Raw genomic sequence first — 16734 nt, 5'->3', positions numbered from 1 at the left:
ACCGTTCGGAATCCTACACATTCAATTTATTCGTTTGTATTCCATCACGTGCGGTTGCGCTCCGGCATGGTACACGCGCAGATGATCGTCTTTTGTCACGTCATACCGCACCGCTGCCTTCAGATTTGTCAGGTAAGCCTGTTCAAACGCCATGGCTTCTGGTGGTCCTGACACATACGTGCTGGCCAGGTTATCGGCGACCAGTACGCCATCCAGGGTGGCAAATAACCGCAACGTGTAGGTGTTTACCGCTGCCTTACCGTTCGCCAGAAAGGGCGTAATGTCGTGCGGTGGGTTTGCGGAATCATACGCAAACGTCAGGGTCACGGCATACGAGGAGTTCGCATCGATGAGTTGCCAGGTGCCAATCAGGGTTGCTATTTTCGGCGCTACTATGGCTTCTTTCTGGCTACACTGACTGGCCAGGAACAGAATCAGCAAGAAAACAATCGGTCTATTTTTCACGAACTGGTTTGAGTTGGATCCGCAATTTTACCGATAAATAACACGGTTCCTGTGCTCTTTTCATGAATCACAAAAACAAAGGGTCGATCGCAGAGCGTTGGCAGTGGTACCGATGTGGTTGAAATACCCCCCGTTGTGACCGCGGCCGCTTCGGTTCCTTGCTCATCTACAGCCACAAACGTGTTTTGTTTCACAAAGCTCAGCGTTAGGCCTCCTTTGCTATTGATCTTCGTAAAATCGGCTCGATCCGTAAAAGCCGTCGGCATTCCCATTGTTGTGAGTGCCTTGTTCAGGTTAATTTCGTAATTGAGCGTGAACTTGGGCAAACCAATATCGAACAGGCCCGGCGTCATTTCTTTTTGCAGCTGAGCCCACTCGGAACTGGTCATGTTATTAATAACGGCATCAGCCGTTGTGCTTTGGGCAGGAAGTAACACCGTCATCACGTAAGCGGGCCCATCGGTACGAGCAGCGCCATAGGGTAGCTCAAAGGCTGTATAAGTAGATCGAAAAGCGCGATTCAGCTGGCTATTAAGCCGCATCATGCGAACATTAGTCGTGGCATCAGACACCAGCTTAAAGGGAGAGTCAATGGTTTTGGTTGCGTCGAACCGGGTTTGCCAATCTCCTTTGACATATAAGGCATTCATCAAAAACATGACATTGTCGGGCTGTATCTGATCGATCACCTTCGAAATTTTTCCGTTCGTTTTCTGACTTGCCCAGTTGTTGATGGTGTTCACGGTGGCCGGGTTGGTAAAATCCTGCGCCGATAGTTCAGCGTAGAACGTCTGTTTTAGCAAATCCTGGAAGGCGTTCTCAACCGAAAATGTGTTTCGGTACCAAACTGAGTTTGCCAGTGTAAGCGTAACCTTGGGGTCAGCTTTAGGCAGATTTGTCATCAGGTTGTTATACGTCGCATTGGCTTCGGCCAGTGTTTGTGTATCCAGGTGCAGCGTTTTCTGAATTTCCTGCGCCGTTTGGCCATTGGCTCCATTAAGAATCATGCCCAGGGCAACATGAAGGCTCAGGGGCGATATGACTATATTTTTGGCCTGACCTTCTTCGGTATTTACCTGTTTTGCCAGATCAAAAGCGAACTGGTTTGTTTGATCGGCAAAGGGAGCCGATACCCGCAACTCACTGGGTGTATTTATTCCCGGCGTAAGATCGACCGGTGCCGTATTACAACTGATCGCCATTAGCATTGTGCCAAGGGCAGCCGCCGTCAATGTGGAAAAAAGAGTCCGTTTCATAGGGATAGTTCGTTGAGTTGTCTACGCCTTATGGGCATTCGTCAAAGGCTTTGCGTTGGCTACGCAGCGCACTGACCAGCGATTCGAAACCGGGAATCGTTTGACCATACTCAAACGTTACCCGATGTTTCTGGTCACCGCGTTGTAGCTCAATGTATTCAGCACCGCCGTCGGCGCAGTCGGGGCAACCCAGCCTTTCGGGTTGTTTACTGAATGCTTCCAGATCGGCCAGCGTATTCAATGAATCCCGGCTGGCCTGGTCAATTGTTCTCTGGCAGCTTTTGGGCGACGTCTGCGCTTTATCGCGGCTAAACATGGTCAGATCGACCGTTGCTCCGTTGATGACGTACTCTTTAACGCAGTAGCCAGCGCACATGCCAAACGAAGTGCCGGTACGAATAGTCAATGGATCGCCCGATGTATGCTCGCCCGACGAGACGCGGGTTGGATTGCAGCGGCCCATGATCATCAGGAACAGGAAGATAATACTCGTCAGTTTCATGGTTGTCAACGGCTAAAAATGATAATCGACCCCAACGCTCATTCCCGTAGCGGTAGGATGGCCCTGTACCTGAGCATCGGCTTTCGTGCTCGATTCCAGCGAAGGCTGATACATACCCGCCAGCGAAGCCGACCATTGGCGCGATGGCCGATACCGCAAGCGGGCCCCCATGGTGGCGGCTAAGGAAACCGGGCGATAAACACCATCGTTGTTCGTCACAACCAGCGCGTCACCAACGGTATTCTTAACGAAGATGTTGGTCAACAAGCCCCCAATTACGGCCATGCTCAATTTCTTGCGCGGCCGTAACTGATAACCCACCTGAACGGGCACCTGAACGTACTGGTAGTCATTATTGATCGTTTGCAGATTCTGATTCGATACGGGCGCGTACGAGGCTACACTGTTGTAGTTGACCTGAGGGGCGTTGCTGGCTGACTTACTGTTTTGCGAACTGTTGCGAAGGGCATCGACGTAGGCATTACCGCTCGTTGAGTTCCGATTGGCTACTATATCCATCTGACCCATTGCCAACGGTTGTCCCGGCGTCTCGACAGTGGCGTGTCCTGATAAATAACCGATACCCGACTCAACCGACCAGCGTTCTGTTAGCTGCACACCCGCCCCCGCCTGATAAGCTACCGAATAATTCGCCCGGCTATTGACCGCTGGCTGGGTAGCTACATTCGCCTGAGCCAGCGCTGTATTTGAAAAAGACGATTGTACGGACCGGACCGATACCATTGGGTTAAACGAGCCCGGCATCATGCTCACCGATGCCCACAATTCTCTTGGCTGCCGCTTCGATTTACTGATCTCGGGTTCGTTCATGGCGTCTACCGGTCTGACCCAGACAATCCGCTGAATGGAACCAGGCCTACGCATGCGTAATGGCTTACCATTCAGCTTATCGAAAAGGACAATAGCCGCGACGGCGTTCTGACTTACTGTGCTGTTAGTCGTGGATGAGCGACTAGCCGGTGCATAAGATGCCGTTGTCATTGATGAGAAACTCGCTTTCGGATTCTCTGCCTTGTGCATGGCTACTGAGGCATCTACCATCGCTTGTAAGGCGTCTGCCGAATTAAATCTACGATCAGATCTCGATTCTGCCTGAGCAACGAGTGCCTGTGCGTCGTTGGTCGTTGCCTGGCGATTGCTCAGACCACCAATCGGGTGAACATACTTCGTTAGCGACCGGGTTTTTACCGCAGCAACTGCTTCGTTCTGAACGCGGTGAACATTGTTTTTCGATAAGGCCGCACTTGCTGCTGACGGCTGGCGACGAGCATCCGCTACCTCATTGGTCCGGTTCAGGGAGTGCACCTGGGCCAGCGGTCGTGTCGCCGACGGGGTATTCAGGGCCCACCAGCCAACAAGAAGTAACGCTACTGCAGCCGCAATACCTGACCCCCATAGTAACGGCCGCGACGAGGCCAGTCCTGTTCCCCAGAGCGGCAAAACCTTCGGCCCGCCAGACTCATCCAGATGCTGCTCAATGCTGGACCAGACGCGTGGTGGCGGCATTTCGGACGCTTCTTCGAAGGTCTTCCGCCAAAATTCGTCGGGTAAGTTTTTCTCTAATTCATCCATTTCAGTATTGTCGTTCAACGTGGGCGGCCCTGGGCGGACTGCCCATCGGCCAACCGTTTGTCAGCTTGTATTTTTTGTTGTAAAAGACCCCTTGCTCTGGAATACTGCGATTTGGAGGTTCCCTCAGCTATATCGAGCATCTCGGCAATTTCTGGATGATTGTATCCCTCGATCGCGTACAGATTAAAAACGGCCCGACAACCGGGGGGCAGTTCCTGAATCAGTTGCAACAGGTATTGGTAGTTCAGGGCGGGCAAACTTTCGTCAGCTTGCGGTAACATAGGGGCCAGTTCCTGTACATCGGCGGTGTTTTCCCACGGCTTCTGTTTACGTATGGCTTTTAGAGCTGTATTTATAACGATCCGTTTTAACCAGGCTTCCAGGGGGCACTCGAACCGAAATGAGTCGATGTGCCGGTAAATCTTTACAAAGGCATCCTGCAAAATGTCTTCCGCTTCGTCGGGGTCACGGATGTATCGTTTGCAAACAACAAAGAGCTTCCCGGCAAACCGCTCATAGAGCTGTCGCTGCACAATTCGGTCCTGCCGTCGGCACCCTTCAACTAATTCGTATTCATCCTGCATAGCAACGTTGACTTCTCCATGACCTCATCTATCGTTAAACCGTTGCAAGTCTTCTGAAAAAAATTTCGTAACGCTCTATGGCTACCTCGTCAGCGACTGTATCGTTCACTCAGTATTAACGCATCTGCCACTTCCATCGACATGGAAAAGGGTAGCAGGAGTTTTTATGTCATTAATGTTGGATACTTTGCAGATATGTATCTTTGAGAGCCTAATAAGTTGTTCTTATAACCCGTTGGAAAACGGCTGTTACTCATTCACAGAGAGTTCGTCCAACAGATCGAGTCGTGGTCATGGGCTGTCTGCATTGGAAAGTTATATGAATAATAATAAGACCATCCGTCGTTTGTTTGGTTAGTTAGTCAGTGGACCCGCTCTGGATCATAGGGTACAAATGAATGTTTGATAAAAATCATGAAGTCAATTTTTTCGCTGAATCCTTTTCCAATTGCCTTAACAACACTTGGTTTTTTATACATAGCGGGTACCACGTTTGGGCCAGACGACCAGTTTGTGGGATCTTCTCCCAATTATGAACCGACCCGGCAGCAACGCATCGTTGTCGATACCGATTCGAACAAGCTTTATCTGCCCAACGACCTCGAAGCAACGCTCTGGGCAGAATCGCCCATGGTGTACAACCCGACCAGTATGGACGTAGATGCCAGAGGGCGGGTGTGGGTTACGGAGGCCGTTCATTACCGAAAATTTAACAATAAGGCCGCACTTAACTCGCCAGACCGGGATCAACCCGATGGAGAACGCATTGTTATTCTGGAAGACACCAACGGAGACGGGAAAGCGGATGAGAGCAAGGTGTTCGTGACCGATCCGGAGTTGGTGTCGCCCCTGGGTATTGCCGTAATTGGCAACAAAGTTATCGTATCCTGTTCGCCCAATCTGATCGTTTATACGGACGAAAACGGCGACGACAAGTCCGATAAGAAAGAGATTATGCTGGCCGGATTCGGGGGACTGGATCACGATCACTCGCTTCATGCGGCCGTTGCTGGTCCCGACGGTAAATACTACTTCAACGTTGGAAACGCCGGTCCACACACGGTAACGGACAAGGATGGCTGGACACTGCGCTCAGGGAGCCTGTTCGTGGGCGGAAGCCCTTACAATAAACGGAACCACGGCAACCAAGTAAGCGACGATGGGCGTGTCTGGACGGGTGGTCTGGCTTTGCGCATCGATGCCGACGGGTCAAACCTGAAAGTAATGGCCCATAACTTTCGTAACAGCTACGAAACCGCGCTCGATTCGTATGGTACTATGTGGCAGAACGACAACGACGACCAGGTAATGGCCTGCCGCACCAGCTTTCTGATGGAAGGAGCCAACGCCGGGTATTTCAGCAGCGACGGTACCCGCTACTGGCAGGGCGATCAACGGCCGGGTCAATCGGTTCCTGTGGCTCACTGGCATCAGGAAGATCCTGGTGTTATGCCTGCTGGCGATATTACGGGAGCCGGTTCGCCTACAGGACTAGTTATGTACGAAGGCGATGAACTGGGACCGCAATACCGGGGTATGCTGCTAAGCGCCGAAGCGGGGCGGAATGTTATTTTTAGCTACAAGCCCGAACCCGTGGGTGCAGGCTTTCGACTGGCCCGCACTGATTTCATCAGCACGTTGCCTGAAGTAGACGCCAATTATACATGGAATATGGTCGCGAACGATCCGCGCAAGTGGTTCCGCCCCAGCGATATAACCGTGGGTACCGATGGGGCTATCTACATAGCTGACTGGTATGATCCGGTGGTAGGCGGGCATCAAATGAAGGATACCAAAGGCTATGGTCGTATTTACTGCATCACGCCGAAAGGTAAAAAACTGAAAACACCCAAAATAGATCTACGAACAACGCAGGGGCAAATTGCCGCCCTCCTAAACCCCGCCGTAAACGTCCGGATGCTTGGCTTCGAGGCCCTTGCCGAACAGGGCGAAAAAGCGGTGGAGCCCGTTATGGCGTTGCTGGCCTCGCCAAATCCGTACCATCGCTCGCGGGCTATCTTTTTGCTGGCCCAACTGGGTGCCGAGGGGCAGTTCGAAGTCGAACGATTGCTGAAGGCTGTCGATGCATCCGTCCGGGTTACGGCTTTGCGGGCTCTACGGAGCATCACCCCCGAAAACGCCAAATCCATTCCGGCCCTGACCGCTTCCCAACGGGCGCTGTTACCGCTGATGGGAAACCTAAGTGTCGATCGGAGTGCCGCTGTTCGTCGTGAGGTAGCTATTGCCCTGCGTGATGTGCCGTTCGATGAGTGCAAATACATGCTCATAAATCTGGTGAAGGGCTATGATGGGCAGGATCGGTGGTATTTGGATGCGCTCGGTGAAGCGGCCGACGGAAAAGAAGAGGCCTTGTTCTCGGAACTTCGCCAGACCCTGCCCGAAGACCCAACGAAATGGGATCAGAAAACCGCCGACATTATCTGGGAACTGCATCCGCCATCGGCCGTAGCCTTGCTGAAAAAGCGTGCCGAAAGTCCGTCGCTTACGGCCAACGCCCGCAAACAGGCTATTGTGACACTTGGTTTCATTAAGAGTAAACCTGCTGCGCTGGCCATGATCGACTTATCCAAGTCGGCTGACAAAGACGTCGCCGATCAGGCAACCTACTGGATGGGTTTTCGGAGGAATAACGACTGGGCCAAGTTGCTGAACTGGGAAGAACTAATGCCGACAAAGATGTCTGCAAGCGAACAGAAAACGCTGGCTAACCGGCAGATTCTGCTGGATGAGTCCAAATCCGATGCTGAAAAGCGGAAGGTCGCCCTGGAAATGGCCCGCAGTTCAGAGGGTGGTCGGGTTCTGGTTGGCTTAGCTGCTGACAAAAAGCTGTCGGATAAACTGATAAAATCCATCGCGCCAGCCATGTTGAAAAACCCGGATCAGAACGTCCGGGTCATGGCGAAAGACTATTTTTCACCAAAACAGGATGTTCAACTGGTTGCCGAAACAACAGCCGTCGTTTCAAAACCGGTTCAGCTAGTTGCTGTTCAACCCGTTGCGGCTGACCCCGCTCCTACTAAACCCGTTGCAATTACTCCCAGCGCCACGACCAGTTCTGACCCACTCGTTACGCAGATTGCCATGCTATCGGGTAGTGAAAAAGCGGGCCGGACAGTGTTTAGCGCCAACTGCGCAACCTGTCACCGCTACGGTCAGCAGGGTAGCGATGTTGGTCCGGAGTTAACGAAAATTCACCAGAAGTTCGATAAAAATGGCTTGCTGGATGCGATTATTCACCCGAGTGCGGCTATCGCTTTTGGGTATGAACCCTGGCTGATTACAACCAAGAAAGGCCAGACATTTTACGGCTTTCTGGTTAGTGATGGTGAGCAGGCGGTCGTTGTAAAAGGAATAAAAGGCCAGAAGCACGCCATTCCAACCAACGATATTTCGTCTCGTCGCCAGTACAAGAGCAGCCTCATGCCCGACCCTGCTTCGATGGGGCTAAATAATCAGCAACTTGCTGATTTGGCGGCTTTTCTGTTGAAACAGTAAGGCCACTTAGTATTCTGGTGGGGGCAGACGGTCGCCCGCTGGCGTTCTCAAACCTGCCCCCACCAGCTCAAACTACTCCTTAACCGTGTACCCTTGTTTTTTGAGCTCGGCCGCTGTTAGGTTAATGATATTTACGTCGAGCTTAATCGGAGACAGGGGTGTATCGGTAGAGTCGGTTTTAACGGCAACGATGGCGTCGATTACATCCATGCCCTTGAAAACCTGACCAAACACCGTGTATTTGTCATCCAGACGGGCGAGTCCCTTCCGATTCTGAACGATGTAAAACTGACAACCTGCCGAGAGCATCTGCGGATTATCATCACGCCCGGCCCCAACGGCTCCATACACGTGTCTGATCGTTGGAACGAACTCGGGTTTCAGCAGGTAAGGTGAACCAGCAAATCCGGCTGGTGTATCAGGACAGCCACCCTGCGCCACGAAATTATTGATGACCCGGTTGAACGTCAGGGTGTCCCAGTATCCCTTGTCGGCCAGCTTCATAAAACTGGCTTTGTGATTGGGCGTTTCGTTGTATAGCCAGAAAAGAACCTCTCCCTTGTTTGTTTTGATCTGCCCGACTGGGTAGGTCTTCGGTGGTGTGGGTGGGGCCGAGAATGTAACAAGGTACATTAGAGCCAGTAGAATGTTCGCCATAGTGATAGAGATAAACGGGAATGATACGCTTAAATATAGGCAAGGAACCGTAACCCAGGGCAAAATGTCCGGCACGTCGATTAAACCCTTCCTCGTCATTCAGAGTCATAGTAACCAGTGTTGTGGAAAAATAGAAACATAGTCATCTACCACAACGAACCACCTGTGCTACACACAATGAACGCTTATTTTTCTCTTTTCCTGATGCTGATGGCCATGGCTGCATCGGCCCAGAACCAACCCCAGCCGACGTATACCTCCGATTGGAAACGGACCGACTCGCTGGCTTCCAAAGGGTTGCCTAAATCGTCGCTGCAGATCGCCAACCGGATTTATAAGGAAGCCAGAGCCGCCCATAACTACCCGCAGGTGGCGAAGGCAGCTATGGCACGCATGATTTTTCGGACTTACTCGGACGAAGATGCTTACGTAGAACTGATCAACTCGCTGCAACGGGATATTACAGAAACGCCCGAACCGGCTAAATCCGTTCTGCAATCGGTACAGGCAGATATTTATTGGCGCTATTTTCAGCAAAACCGCCAAAAATTTTACAACAGAACCACCGTAGGGCAGGCTGTAAAAGGTACCGGTGGAGGTGGAAAAGCTAAGCCTGGCGCTACCGCTACTGAGTCAAAGAAAGCAGCCGATACAACCGCCGATTTCAGAACCTGGGACGCTCCTCACCTTGTGGAAGCGATAACCCGCGCCTATCTGGAATCATTGAAAGCTCGCGAACTGTTGCAGAAAACGCCCATTGCCGCTTATGACGTTCTGCTCGAAAAAGGCGATGCCGATGCTCGCCCGCTTCGCCCCACCCTTTACGACTTACTGGCGCACCGAGCCATTGATTTCTTTCAAAATACAGAGCCTGATCTGCTGAAACCGGTTTTCAACTTTGATCTGGATCAGGCCAACTACCTGGCTGTCCCGGATGTGTTTGCCAAATTGACCATTCAGAGCCGGGATTCGCTATCGGGACGTTTTCAGGCGCTGAAGCTGTATCAGCAGTTACTGACATTTCATCTGTCGGATGCAGCACCCAACGCGCTGGCCGATGTCGATGTACTCCGGTTGCAGTTTGTGTACCGAAATAGTGTCGTTCCGACAAAGGATTCGCTCTATCGGCAAACGCTTGATAAACAAATTGGCCGGTATAAAAACCAACCTGCCGAAGCGGTCTACGGGTTTCAGCTAGCGTCGTTCCTGGCAAACGTGGGTAACGACGTTCGGCCACTCGATGACGATGCGCTTGACTCAGATCGGCCGAATCCGCTGCGTTGGAACAATAAGCAAGCCGCCGATATCTGTCAGGATTTGATTCGTCGCTTTCCCGCAACGCTGGCCGCTAAACAGGCTGATCAGTTGCTGAGCCGATTAATCAAACCGTCTTATTCGCTGGAGGCAGAGCACATAAATGCCCCTGACCAACCTTTCCGGGTACTGGTGAATTACCAGAATATTGGTAAAATACGGTATCGGATCATCAAGATTAACGTGTCCGAATTACAGACGTACTGGAACCGAGTTAATAATGGAAACCAGCCTAATCCGTTTTTTAAGACAATGGTCAAACGCTCTCCTGTACGAGAGGAATCGGTCGCACTACCCAACGATGGTGATCTGAACAGGCATTCTGTAGAAATACCCCTGTCGGGTTTATCCTCCGGGCAATATCTGTTGCTGGCTACCAACGAGGAAAAATTTCGGCTGGAATTGGAGTTGGTACAACACACCGTTTTTACGGTATCTGCTCTGGGTTACATTGCCTCGTCTGGCAACAACGCTGATGAATTGCTTTACGTAACCAATCGGCTTACCGGTGAGCCTGTGAATAAGGCGTCGGTGTCATTGGTGACTGCCCAAACGCTCAACGCCCTCAGCCGTCTTACCACCGCTCAGACGGACGCTAATGGACGACTGAAAATACCCGCCAGTGCTATGCCTGTACAGGCTACGTTTCAGTACCTGATTACGTCAGGACAGGATACGTTGCTTTCGGGAACACAGGGTTATTACCGGAACAACAATCAGGAAGAGAGCGAAAAACCACAGACGTACGTCAAGCTGTTCACTGATCGGTCCATCTATCGGCCCGGCCAACTGATCTACGCGAAAGGTCTGTTGTATGAGGGCAAAACGAACCAGTTCGACGTTGTCGCCAACGAAGCCGTTGATGTCGAACTGCTTGACCAAAACGGAGAACGTATCGCTAAACAGACGCTCAAGACCAACGAATTCGGTACGTTCGCGGCCACCTTTACCGCTCCCGCGGGTAGGCTTACAGGCATGATGACCATTCAAACCAGTCATGGCGGTACCAGCATTCGGGTGGAAGAGTACAAGCGACCTACATTCGAGGTAAAGACCAATCCAATAAAACAGTCGTTTAAGCTGGGCGATACGATAACTGTTGCCGCACTGGCCAAAACGTTTTCGGGGGCGGTTGTCGACGGAGCTGCTGTTCGTTATCGGGTAACGCGTAGGGTTCGGCAACGGTGGTATGAGTGGTCTACGGCTCGGATCGGAGGAGGCTTCCGGAATACCAGCCAGCGTGAGATTGCGAGCGGAACTACCGCGACGGATGCACAGGGGGCGCTCCGAATCACTTTTGCGGCCACGCCTGACCTTGAAAAATCACGTCAGGATAACCCCGTTTTTGAATTCGATATAGCCATCGACGTGACGGACAAGGCGGGCGAAACGCGCAGTACGACCCAGACGCTTGCCATTGGGTATTCGGCCTTGCAGGTCAGCCTGGCTATTCCGGAGCAGATAGAGAAAACCAAACCGGTTTCTTTTCCTATAAAAATCACCAATCAATCGGGCGAAAAAGTGGCGGCCAAAGGGCAGCTTACCGTGTATCGGTTGCAACCACCCAGCCGACCGTTACGAAACCGACTCTGGAATCGTCCTGACCGGCAATTGCTGAGTCGGGCGGAATTTGAGAAGCTATTTCCGAACGATGTGTATGCCAATGAACTGGACCCAAGAACCTGGCCCAAAGGAGACATCATTCAGCAGCAGGTCATCAACGCACCGGCTGATTCACTGATCAAGCCAGATATTAGCCGATACACGCCCGGAGAATATGTTGCCGAGGTAACGGTTGTCGATTCTTCGGGAAAGACGATCAAGGAGCGGGCTTTCTTCACCGTCGTAGACGATAACCAGCCAGTGGCTTCGGCTCGGGCCGATCGCTGGGTACAGGTTCGCAAAGCTACCATCGAACCCGGTGAAGAGGCCATCTTTTGGGTAGGTACTGGTCAACCGGGCTGGGTGTTGATGACCGTTGAGGAAAACCATAAGGTTGTGCGGCAGGAATGGGTAAAGACCGAGGGAAAGCCCCGGCGGGTAACTTTCCCCATTACCGAAAAACAACGGGGTGGCCTGGCTATTCATTTTGCCGTGATCCAGAACGGACGCCTGTATCAGGAATCGCAGGTCGTTGTGGTACCCTTCACCAACAAGCAACTAACCATCGAGACAAAAACCTTCCGGAATAAGCTCAAGCCCGGCGAACGTGAAGAGTGGACGTTAGCCATTCGTGGGCTGGACAAGAAACCTGCCGAACTGGTGGCTACGCTTTACGATGCGTCGCTGGATGCGTTTGCCCGACTCGACTGGCCCACCGCCTTCTACGAGCCGTATCAAACGAATTTCTACGGATGGCAAACCAACAGTTTCAATGCACAGGGAAGTAGTGCGCTTTTTTACCACTATCAGCCTGAGCCACCTGTTCCAGAGCGCCGATATGACAAATTAGGGTGGTTAGGCTATCGATTCTCCCCGTACGGAAATCGTCCATTTTCGCACATCCCCATCGGCTCATTTGGCGTGTCGGGTGATGCTATACAGATAACTGTCCGACGGATGGGTAATGTCATTAGCGGGACGGCGAAACTTAAAAACGGCTCAACCGTACCCGGTGTTAACGTGTCAATAAAAGGTTCCGCGACAGGCACATCATCAAACGAAAAAGGGCAGTTCTCCTTGACGAATCAATCAGGCGCTAAAGAGGTTACCTTGATCTTTTCGACAGTCGGTTACGTTAGCAGTGAAGGGGTTCTCAAGCAAAAAACGGCGTCATTTCAGCTAATGCCCGATGCGTTGGCCCTTAGCGAAGTAGCTGTGGTTGGATATGGTACAGAAATGCGCCGTAGTGTGAGCGGAGCCGTTGCAAAAATGGCTGCGCCCATGCAGAGTGATGCGAACGAATCGAACCGGTATGCCGTAGAGACGCACTCCCTTGCGTCTCAAACCCCATCCCCCATCATCAACCTTCGCCGTAATGTTAACGAAACCGCTTTTTTCATTCCACAGGCCCAAACGGACAAAGAGGGGCGGGTTGTCCTGAAATTTACCATGCCGGAAGCGCTTACCCGTTGGCGGTTGCTGACATTCGCGCATACGAAAGACCTGAAAACCGGTACGCTGGAACGGGAGATCATTACCCAGAAAGAACTGATGATCACGGCCAATTCACCCCGTTTCCTGCGCGAAGGCGACACCATCCGGCTAACGGCCCGCATGAATAACCTAAGCGAAAAACCCCTTTCTGCGCTGGCAAGCCTTTCTTTGCTGGATGCTCTGACCGGTGAGCCCATCAATCAGAAACTGACGAACGCCAGCCTGCAATCGACCGTCAGCATTGATCCCGGTGCGGGGCAGGTTGTTGGCTGGACGCTGGTTGTGCCAACGGGTCTCGATGCTGTTACCTGTCGCCTGACGGCGCAATCGGGATTATTTACCGATGGGGAAGAGTTTACGATTCCCGTATTGCCCAACCGAATGCTGGTGACCGATACTAAACCATTCTGGATTAATGGATCGGGGACCGGAGCAACGAAAACAAAAGAATTCACCTTAAAGGAACTGACTACTCTCTCGCCCGAACTACCGGTGCAGCACGAGCGATTGACCGTAGAGGTAACCAGCAACCCCAGCTGGTATGCGCTACAGTCGTTGCCCTATTTGATGGACTATCAGTATGAATGTGCCGAGCAGTTATTCAGCCGATTGTACGCCAATAGCCTTGCCGCACACATCGTCAACAGCAAACCTGCGTTCCGACAGGTGATTGCTGAATGGCAAAAAACGCCCCCAACGAGTCCTCTTCAGTCGAACGAAGCGTTGAAAGCCGTCATGCTGGAGAATTCGCCCTGGCTGGCCGATGCTCGTTCAGAAGCCGATCGGCAGGCGAAACTGGGCCAGTTGCTGGATGCCAGCCGGATGGAAAGCGAGCAGATTCGGGCGTTTGAAAAATTGAAGCAGTTGCAAATAGCCGGGGGCACTCCAGCCCAGGGTGGTTTCCGTTGGTTTGGGGGCATGGAGCCAAATCTGACCATGACCCTGCATATCCTGAGCGGGTTCGGCCATTTGCAGACATTAGGCGTTGCGTTTCCGGCGGAGATACGGGCCGATCTGGATGAGATGAAAACTCAGGCTATCCAGTTTGCCGATGCGGAAATCAGGCAGTGGGTCAACGAGCAGAAAAAAAATGATGAGCAGAAGAAAGGGAAAAAGGTGCCTTCCTGGTACTTCTCGGCTACCCAATACCTGTATGCCCGTAGCTTCTACCCGAACGTACCCGTCGACAAAACCGTACTGGCCTATCTGAAACAGCGGGTGGCCAGCGATTGGTTGAGCCAGAGTCTGCAAGGACAGGCGTTGTCAGCTATGGCACTCAATCGTTTCGGTGATACCAAAACGGCGGATGGTATTCTGCGTTCGCTGCGCGAGCGGGCGCGGGAGTCAGACGAGTTGGGTATGTATTGGCCGGAAAACCAAAGCGGGCTGTATTGGTACCAGACACCCATCGAAACCCAGGCCTATCTGATCGAAGCCTTCGGCGAAATAAGGCAGGACGGGCCCTCAGTCGATGCGATGAAACGCTGGTTACTGCGGCAGAAACAAACGCAATCGTGGTCATCGACCAAGGCTACGACGGAAGCTATTTATGCGCTTCTGCTACGGGGAAATGACTGGCTCAGTACGGGCGTAAACACACACGTAGGTCTGGGTGGGCAGTCGATAGACAGTCGCGTAACAAAATCGGATGTAATTACGGGATATCAGAACGTAACGTATGCCGCCAGTGAGATCAAACCGGAGATGGGTACGATTCAGATCACCAAAACCGGCGAAGGACCGGCCTGGGGCGCTTTATACTGGCAACATCTTGAACCCCTCGACCGGGTAATGCCGGGTAGCGCGGGTCTGTCCGTTCAGAAAACGCTTTATGTGCAGCACGACTCGCCGGGCGGTCCGGTCATTACGCCCGTAGCGTCAGAAACGACCATCAAACCAGGCGATCTGATCAAGGTACGGCTGGTGCTCAAAACCGACCGGGTTATGGAATATGTTCATCTCAAAGATGGTCGGGCGTCGGGCTTTGAGCCGGTAGCGGCTTTATCGGGCTACAAATACCAGAACGGCCTGGGTTATTACGAGGCTCCCCGCGATGCCAGCACGGATTTCTTTATGAGTTATTTACCCGTTGGTACGCACGTGTTCGAATACGATCTGCGGGTGGCCCAAACGGGCGATTTCTCGGCGGGAGTGGCTACCGTTCAGTGCTTTTATGCTCCCGAATTTTCGGCGCACTCCGCCGGAGAACGGGTGAAGGTGAAGTAGTATAAACGACTTATGTTACACGATCGCGATGGCTTCCAGTTCAATGCCGAAGCCATAGTGCAACGTGGAGCAGGGCACGACCGAACGGGCGGGCCGGTGGTCGCCAAAGAACCGGGCATAGATTTGATTAACCGTACTCCAGGCCGCTATGTCGGAGATGAAAACGGTTACTTTCAGGACGTTGGCACGTTGGCTACCGGCTGCCTGTAAAATAGCCTCCAGATTGGCTAGTATCTGTTCCGTCTGTTCGGCAATGGTGGCGTCACTCAGCTTTTCGCCGGCTGGCGTAATGGGCAAAATACCCGACAGATAAATCTGGCCATTGTGGACGACGGCCTGCGAGTAATGACCGCCCGGTACGGGGGCATTCGGCGTATTGATGAATGTCATAAACGTTGATGTAGAATAAGCTTAAAATGACAAACGCCATATCTCGACGATATGGCGTTTGATGATTTATATACCCGTGTCTTAACTAGACAATAGCATCAATCAGGGCCGTCACAACCGAAACGACAATACTAAAGAGCAAAGCCGCAATAAAGCCGGTGACGTGAAAGTTGGGAATCAGATAGGCCGTCAAGTAAACCATCAATACGTTCAGTACCAGCAAAAACAGACCCAGCGTAATAATAGTAATTGGAATGGTTAAGACCGTCAGGATCGGCTTGATGAAGGCGTTCAGAAAGCCCAGCACGATGGCGATGATCAGGTAAGTGCCGGCACCACCCGACACAGAAACACCCGGAACAAAGTATGCAGCTACCCAAACGGCTACTGCGCTAATAAGAATACGGATAATGAGTCCCATAAATGATAGGTTTAAATGGTCAATGATGAATGCTGCCTGTAACAGAATGGCCTGCATTTGACAGGGAGCACGGAATCTTGAACATGAAACCGGATTCTATTGTTTGACGTGACGCGTCTGCAACACAGCAACAATATCATCTAAATCCATATTTTTCTGTTCCAGCAGGACCAGAAAATGGAACAGCAAATCGGCCGCTTCCCCTTTGAACAGGTCGTCGTTATCGTCTTTGGCTTCAATGACCAGCTCGACGGCTTCTTCGCCAACTTTCTGCGCAATCTTGTTTACCCCCCGCCCGAACAGGCTCGTCGTATACGATTTGTCAGAGGGGTTTACCTTCCGATCGTGAATGATGTTTTGCAGATAGTTTAAAAACTGTCCCCGTCCCTGATTCACCTCATCGAAGCAGGTGTCGGCGCCAGTATGGCAGGTTGGCCCATCGGGAGTCGATTTAATTAACAGCGTGTCGCCGTCGCAGTCAACCAGGATTTCCCGAACGTGCAGAAAATTACTGGAGGTTTCGCCCTTGGTCCAGAGCCGTTGCTTGCTTCGGCTAAAAAACGTGACGATGTTTTCGGCAACGGTTTTGTCGTAAGCCTCGCGATTCATATATCCCAGCATCAGGACTTTACCGGTTTCGGCATCCTGAATGACGGCCGGAATGAGACCGTCGGGGGACTTGTCAAAGTTAATCTCGGAATTCATGCCGCAAAG

Annotated in this window: 11 protein-coding genes; 2 read left to right on the top strand and 9 right to left on the bottom strand. The window is 52.0% G+C overall.

All coding sequences use genetic code 11. The annotated features are described in order from the left end of the window. Window positions 1–21: 21 nt before the first annotated feature. From ACYU87_RS17290 to ACYU87_RS17270, 5 genes are read right to left on the bottom strand one after another with little or no spacing between them, the layout of a single operon-like run. Complete coding sequence (locus ACYU87_RS17290; RefSeq protein ID WP_461135331.1) at window positions 22–465, bottom strand: META domain-containing protein; 444 nt, start codon at window positions 463–465, stop codon at window positions 22–24. Then, on the bottom strand, window positions 462–1721 hold the full coding sequence (locus ACYU87_RS17285; RefSeq protein ID WP_461135330.1) for a serpin family protein: 1260 nt from the start codon (window positions 1719–1721) through the stop codon (window positions 462–464). Before ACYU87_RS17285 ends, ACYU87_RS17290 begins: the two co-directional genes overlap by 4 nt. 28 nt (window positions 1722–1749) lie before the next feature. Next, window positions 1750–2223, bottom strand: a complete 474-nt coding sequence (locus ACYU87_RS17280) for a hypothetical protein (RefSeq protein ID WP_461135329.1) — start codon at window positions 2221–2223, stop codon at window positions 1750–1752. Window positions 2224–2235: 12 nt separating this feature from the next. After that, window positions 2236–3816: a hypothetical protein gene (locus ACYU87_RS17275; protein ID WP_461135328.1), complete on the bottom strand. Its 1581-nt coding sequence runs from the start codon at window positions 3814–3816 to the stop codon at window positions 2236–2238. A gap of 14 nt (window positions 3817–3830) precedes the next feature. After that, window positions 3831–4400: an RNA polymerase sigma factor gene (locus tag ACYU87_RS17270; RefSeq protein ID WP_461135327.1), complete on the bottom strand. Its 570-nt coding sequence runs from the start codon at window positions 4398–4400 to the stop codon at window positions 3831–3833. 414 nt (window positions 4401–4814) lie between these two features. Between ACYU87_RS17270 and ACYU87_RS17265 the strand changes: the two genes are divergently transcribed. Continuing rightward, window positions 4815–7916, top strand: a complete 3102-nt coding sequence (locus ACYU87_RS17265) for a PVC-type heme-binding CxxCH protein (RefSeq protein ID WP_461135326.1) — start codon at window positions 4815–4817, stop codon at window positions 7914–7916. A gap of 72 nt (window positions 7917–7988) precedes the next feature. Here ACYU87_RS17265 and ACYU87_RS17260 read toward each other — a convergent pair whose 3' ends face one another. Then, window positions 7989–8573, bottom strand: a complete 585-nt coding sequence (locus ACYU87_RS17260; protein ID WP_461135325.1) for a peptidylprolyl isomerase — start codon at window positions 8571–8573, stop codon at window positions 7989–7991. 177 nt (window positions 8574–8750) lie between these two features. On the opposite strand from ACYU87_RS17260, the gene ACYU87_RS17255 reads away from it, so the two are divergent. After that, on the top strand, window positions 8751–15209 hold the full coding sequence (locus ACYU87_RS17255; RefSeq protein WP_461135324.1) for an alpha-2-macroglobulin family protein: 6459 nt from the start codon (window positions 8751–8753) through the stop codon (window positions 15207–15209). A 15-nt stretch (window positions 15210–15224) separates the two neighbouring features. Here the strand turns inward: ACYU87_RS17255 and ACYU87_RS17250 are convergent, their stop codons facing one another. From ACYU87_RS17250 to hisIE, 3 genes are all read right to left on the bottom strand, one after another. Then, the gene (locus ACYU87_RS17250; RefSeq protein WP_461135323.1) at window positions 15225–15599 is read right to left on the bottom strand and encodes a RidA family protein; all 375 of its coding nucleotides are present in this window, start codon (window positions 15597–15599) and stop codon (window positions 15225–15227) included. An 85-nt stretch (window positions 15600–15684) separates the two neighbouring features. After that, a complete protein-coding gene (locus tag ACYU87_RS17245; RefSeq protein WP_461135322.1) occupies window positions 15685–16020 on the bottom strand; it encodes a phage holin family protein in 336 nt (111 codons plus the stop codon). A 96-nt stretch (window positions 16021–16116) separates the two neighbouring features. Next, complete coding sequence (hisIE, locus tag ACYU87_RS17240) at window positions 16117–16725, bottom strand: bifunctional phosphoribosyl-AMP cyclohydrolase/phosphoribosyl-ATP diphosphatase HisIE (RefSeq protein WP_461135321.1); 609 nt, start codon at window positions 16723–16725, stop codon at window positions 16117–16119. Window positions 16726–16734 lie beyond the last annotated feature (9 nt).

Source organism: Spirosoma lituiforme, assembly GCF_054776635.1.
This window is presented reverse-complemented; position numbering and strand designations above follow the sequence as displayed.